The sequence below is a fragment of the Streptomyces sp. SAS_281 genome, assembly GCF_052542855.1.
Map to the genome: position 1 here is coordinate 1 of NZ_JBMNDO010000224.1, position 4,608 is coordinate 4,608.

Below are 4,608 nucleotides of genomic sequence, written 5' to 3' on the forward strand. Positions count from 1 at the left end.
GGTGTTCCAGCACCGGGGCCCACGCCGTTGAAGTCGGTAAATCCGGCTCCCCTCAGCGCCGCTCGTACGAGACGAGCGGCGGAGGCAACCGGCCGCAGCGGTGCTGCGGAGTGGTCGGGTTGCGCTGTTCCGTGCGCGGTAAGCCCGCGCACACCGCCTGCTTGTCGCACAGGAGAGGCGGTGAATCCTTGGCACTCTGTTCAGTTCTCAAGGAACGACCAGCTCAGGGCTCGCAGCGCGCGGCTTAAGCCGCCTTCAGACGAGCAATCCCGAGCCGGCTAGAGCAGCTCAAAGAAGAGCCGCACCGTTCGGGCTGACCAACTTGGCTAGCCCGGCCGATCTGGTTTTAACGTAGCCAGCATGACTATCCATGTCAACATCTGGCTAGCCTGGCTGCCCTGATCGCTGCCTTGGGGCGTAGCATCGACTCATGACTTTCACGCCCGAACCGCTGGACCCGGACGACAGCCGTCCGCCCTACGAGCAGGTCGCGAGCAGCCTTGCTGCGGCCATTCGGACGAGGAGGCTCGCACCCGGCGACAAGCTGCCGTCGCACAAGAACCTCACCGACCTGTACGGGTTCGCCAGGGCGACGATTCAGCGCGCTCTGCGGGACTTGGAGGATGAAGGGCTGGTCGTCTCCCGCAAGGGAAGTGGCGTGTACGTCCGGAACCGGACCGAGCGGCCGGCCGGTCTACGGCCCTACGTCGAGCAGGCTTTTTCCAGCCCGAACGTCTCCATCGACTTCGCCGGCTTCTCCAGCGAGACACTGCACGGGGCCCTACAGGAGCCCATCGACAAGATTCGAGTCGGCCGACTAACGCCGACGAGCATCAGCATCCGAATCCTGGTGCCGGACATGGCCGTACCCCAGGCCGCTCCAGTACGTCGGAGTGACGGAGCTGACGATCCCCGCCTCCGAGCCCGCATGCACGACATGATGGTCAGCTTCACCCGAAGCATCACCAACGCCGTGGGAGAGCTTCAGCACCTTGGCTTGGTCCAAGAGGCCACGGTCAGCGTGCGGGTTCACAGCGGCACGCAGTTCTTCAAGCTCTATGTGATCAACCAGAGCGACGCGTTCTTCGGGTACTACCCCATCCGTCCAAACAAGGTGTCTGCCGGAGGAGAAGCGATCGACATCTACGACCTGGTGGGTGCGGACGCGGCCCTGTTCCACTACTCCACCAATGAAGGAGACGCGACTAGCGGCGCCCAACAAGTCGAACAGGCACGCCTCTGGTTCGAGAGCGTCTGGACCACCATCGGAAGGGACTTCGACCCCTATGGCGCCTGAGGGTTTGGCTGCGACCATCGCCGCCACCAGCGGACTGCTCTTCGACTTCGACGGCCCTATCTGCGATGTATTTGCGGGGCATCCAGCCCCCGGCGTCGCGAAAGATCTCGCCGGCGTCCTCGCGCAGATCGACGCGACGGCCGGCGAGAGAGCTCTCGAAACAGACGACCCAATGGAGGTACTGCGATTGGCGCCGCGCGTCGGCGAGGATGCCGTGCGCCGAATCGAGGACGCCCTCACGTCCGCTGAAGTCTCGGCGGTCAAGGCTGCGGGCCTCCCCGTTGCGGGTGCTGCGGCATCCCTTCGTGCGGCTCATGCGTCTGGCCGAAGGGTCGCGATCGTCAGCAACAACTCGGCGGCGTGCGTGACGGAGTTCCTGGCACTTCACAGCCTCGATCGATTCGTTCACCAAGTCATTGGCCGCTACCCCAACCGCCCTGACCTCATGAAGCCGTCGCCGTTCTCGCTTGAAAGAGCCGCCAACGAACTTGGGATCAGGGCGAGCACCTGCACCTTGATCGGAGATGCGACCACGGATATGGAGGCCGCCACGCGAGCGGGCTCCATGTCGATCGGCTTCGCCAACAAGCCAGGCAAAGAGGAAAGTCTCGTTGCCGCTGGAGCAAAGACGATCATCACGACCATGGTCGCCGTCGCAGAGGCTCTTGTGGCGCCGTCCGCTGCGGGTTGACCCTCTCGCTTGGGGGGCCAAACGGGGGGCCAACGCAAGCAACCGGAGATGGACGAGCTTGGACACCAGCGGACGGGTCGATGCCCAAGCGGCCCAGCGCAAGAGCAAGCTGACCAGACTGACAGCCCCCTGAATAGCGTTCGGGACGAAGAGGTCGTGGGTTCAAATCCCGCCACCCCGACAGTGAAGTAACAGGTCAGGCACCTACTCAATTGAGTAGGTGCCTGACCTGTTTCCGCTTGCGTGACCATGTGCGCGGCATCGCCGCGGCCGCCCTTGCCGACGAAGACCGACTCCCCGCGCGCCTCAGCACGGCTGCCGCGTGAGCGGTCACCGCACCCACCTCGTCGCCCTCGTCCGAGCCGGCGCCCGCTTCGAGAACGGCCTCCTCGACGAACCGGCGCTGCCTGTCGCCGCCCCGGTCGTGATGCTCCTGGTTCTGGGCCCGACACCGGTACTGGGCCGCGGGCGCTGCGGCCGCCTGCACCGGCTCGGCCATCGCCTTCGTTCTGACTGACCTGGCACGACCGCACCTGGACCGGATCACGACAGACGCACTGGCGACAGCAGGCGCAGCAACAGCCGTGCTGATCGTCTTCACGGGGGTGGCGCGCCTGACGTCCCCGGGGTGACAAGTGCTGAGCCGTCGACAGGACGAGGGACATGGCGAGCGGTGGCCCGCCGAAGAGCGCCAGAGCCCCGCTTTTCGGCCGCAGCGTGCTGGTTTCTCGCCGTCGTAGGTGCCGTCCCAGCCCGGTGGCCGGCTTTCGTCCTGCCGCCGGCCCACTCTCGGCTCCACTGCCAGGCCATCTGCCTCATCGCAACCCTCGCAGTGGTCGTCCACACACTGGGCGTCCCTGGGCTCTTCGACGGCGTCGACTCCCGGTCCGCCTGGGCGAAGGCACCTGCTCGTGCTCGTGGCGGCTCTACCCCTCACCGGCAGGATCCCGCAGAACGGCTACGCGGACGAGTAGTCCCTGTCACCGGCAGAGACGGCGGTCAGCGGGGCGTACCGGCTCCTCGCGGCGGTGAAACTGCTGTGGCCCGCCCTCGCGACGAGCCTCTTCATAGCGGCCGTTCGGGGCGTCCTGCGCTACTTTCACTGCATATGGCCGCGGAGCCTCTTCGCCCCCCCCTGGCCGCGCTTTTCCTCACCCTTGGCTTGCTCACAGCCGCCGAGTGGACCTTCGCGTCACCGCAGCACGCGGCCGACAGGCTGAAGCGAGCAGCCGCTCATCACACCAAGGGCCCCACCGCACTTCGCCCACTGCGTGTTCCGTTCGGACAGGTACAGCTGCTTCCTGCCGCGAACCCCGGCCTCGCTTGCGCCACATGACTGGACGACACAGCCGGCAGAGAGCCGAGCACATTCACAACCTTGGTTCCGAGCCGCGCAGCGCAAGCAACGAAGAGGTCGCGCCCCAGGCCGTCGAGTCGCGGTAGCCGCAGACGGCGCCCGGCCCCGGCCGGCCACATCTTCCCGACATGTCAGGCTCTCTCACTGCGGCTGCCGGACGTCCGCCCAGGGCGCCCAGCGCCCAATACCACCCCCTGCCAAGCGACGGACCGATCGCTTCAGAACCTTTGATTCAGGGGTGGTTGGGGGTTTATCTACGCGCGGAGCTATGCCTACCGATCGATCATTCGGGCAATTCAGGCGGGTTCTCGCAGAGCTATTACCGACTGGTACCGGGAGCTGCTACAACAGGGACCGCTCACTCAACCCCCCACCCACCCCCCACACTTCGGAGGGCTGACAGGTATGTCAGTACGGAGATTCTGGGCGTCCGCATCCACTCTGCTCCTCGCCGCCGCTGCCGCTCTGGGGATCGCCCAGCCGGCTTCGGCATCCTCCTCGGCCGCCGCCGGCGGGTACGTCGCCCTGGGCGATTCGTACTCGTCCGGTGTCGGCGCGGGAAGCTACCTGTCCGACAGCGGTGACTGCCGTCGGAGCACCAAGGCCTACCCGTACCTCTGGGCGGCGGCGAATTCGCCGTCCTCATTCACCTTCGTCGCCTGTTCGGGCGCCACCACGAGCACCGTGGCCAGTGGTCAGCTCGGGGCGCTCAGTTCGTCCACCTCGCTGGTGAGCGTCACCGCGGGTGGCAATGACGTCGGGTTCGCCGATGTCATGCAGGACTGCGTGCTGTCCGGCGAGTCCGCCTGCATCTCGGCCGTGAACGCGGCCGTCGGGAAGATGAACAACACGCTGCCGTCACAGCTGAGTTCGCTGTACGCCTCCATCCACTCCAAGGCCCCGCAGGCCCATGTCGTGGTGCTGGGCTACCCGCGCTTCTACAAGATCGGCGGAAGCTGTCTCGTCGGCCTGTCCGACAAGGCGCGTACGGCCATCAACAACGCGTCCGACGTACTGAACGGTGTCATCGCCAAGCAGGCGGCGAACGTCGGATTCACCTTCTCCGGAGTCGCAGACGAGTTCACCGGACACGAGCTGTGCTCCGGCGATCCGTGGCTGCACAGCGTCTCGATCCCCGTCTACAACTCGTACCACCCCAAGCCCGAGGGCCAGTCCGGCGGTTACCTGCCGGCGTTCCGCTCGGCGGCGTGACACGGAGGAGGGGGGGGGGGGGGGGGGGGGGGGGGGGGGGGGGGGGGGGGG

General features: G+C 66.4%; 4 protein-coding genes. All 4 read left to right on the plus strand.

What is annotated here, in order from left to right:
• Nucleotides 1-430: 430 nt before the first annotated feature.
• The 4 genes from ACN6LM_RS37570 (at nucleotide 431) to ACN6LM_RS37585 (ending at nucleotide 4,557) form a co-directional block, all read left to right on the plus strand.
• A complete protein-coding gene (locus ACN6LM_RS37570) occupies nucleotides 431-1,297 on the plus strand; it encodes a GntR family transcriptional regulator (RefSeq protein WP_445069909.1) in 867 nt (288 codons plus the stop codon).
• Nucleotides 1,298-1,301: 4 nt separating this feature from the next.
• Complete coding sequence (locus ACN6LM_RS37575) at nucleotides 1,302-1,988, plus strand: HAD family hydrolase (RefSeq protein ID WP_445069910.1); 687 nt, start codon at nucleotides 1,302-1,304, stop codon at nucleotides 1,986-1,988.
• 322 nt (nucleotides 1,989-2,310) lie between these two features.
• On the plus strand, nucleotides 2,311-2,505 hold the full coding sequence (locus tag ACN6LM_RS37580; RefSeq protein ID WP_445069911.1) for a hypothetical protein: 195 nt from the start codon (nucleotides 2,311-2,313) through the stop codon (nucleotides 2,503-2,505).
• A 1,245-nt stretch (nucleotides 2,506-3,750) separates the two neighbouring features.
• A complete protein-coding gene (locus ACN6LM_RS37585) occupies nucleotides 3,751-4,557 on the plus strand; it encodes an SGNH/GDSL hydrolase family protein (protein ID WP_445069912.1) in 807 nt (268 codons plus the stop codon).
• Nucleotides 4,558-4,608: the final 51 nt, after the last annotated feature.

Bases quoted from the DNA above. Each gene is read 5' to 3' on its own strand.
- ACN6LM_RS37585 (WP_445069912.1), top strand. From the start codon at position 3,751: ATGTCAGTACGGAGATTCTGGGCGTCCGCATCCACTCTGCTCCTCGCC.
- ACN6LM_RS37570 (WP_445069909.1), top strand. From the start codon at position 431: ATGACTTTCACGCCCGAACCGCTGGACCCGGACGACAGCCGTCCGCCC.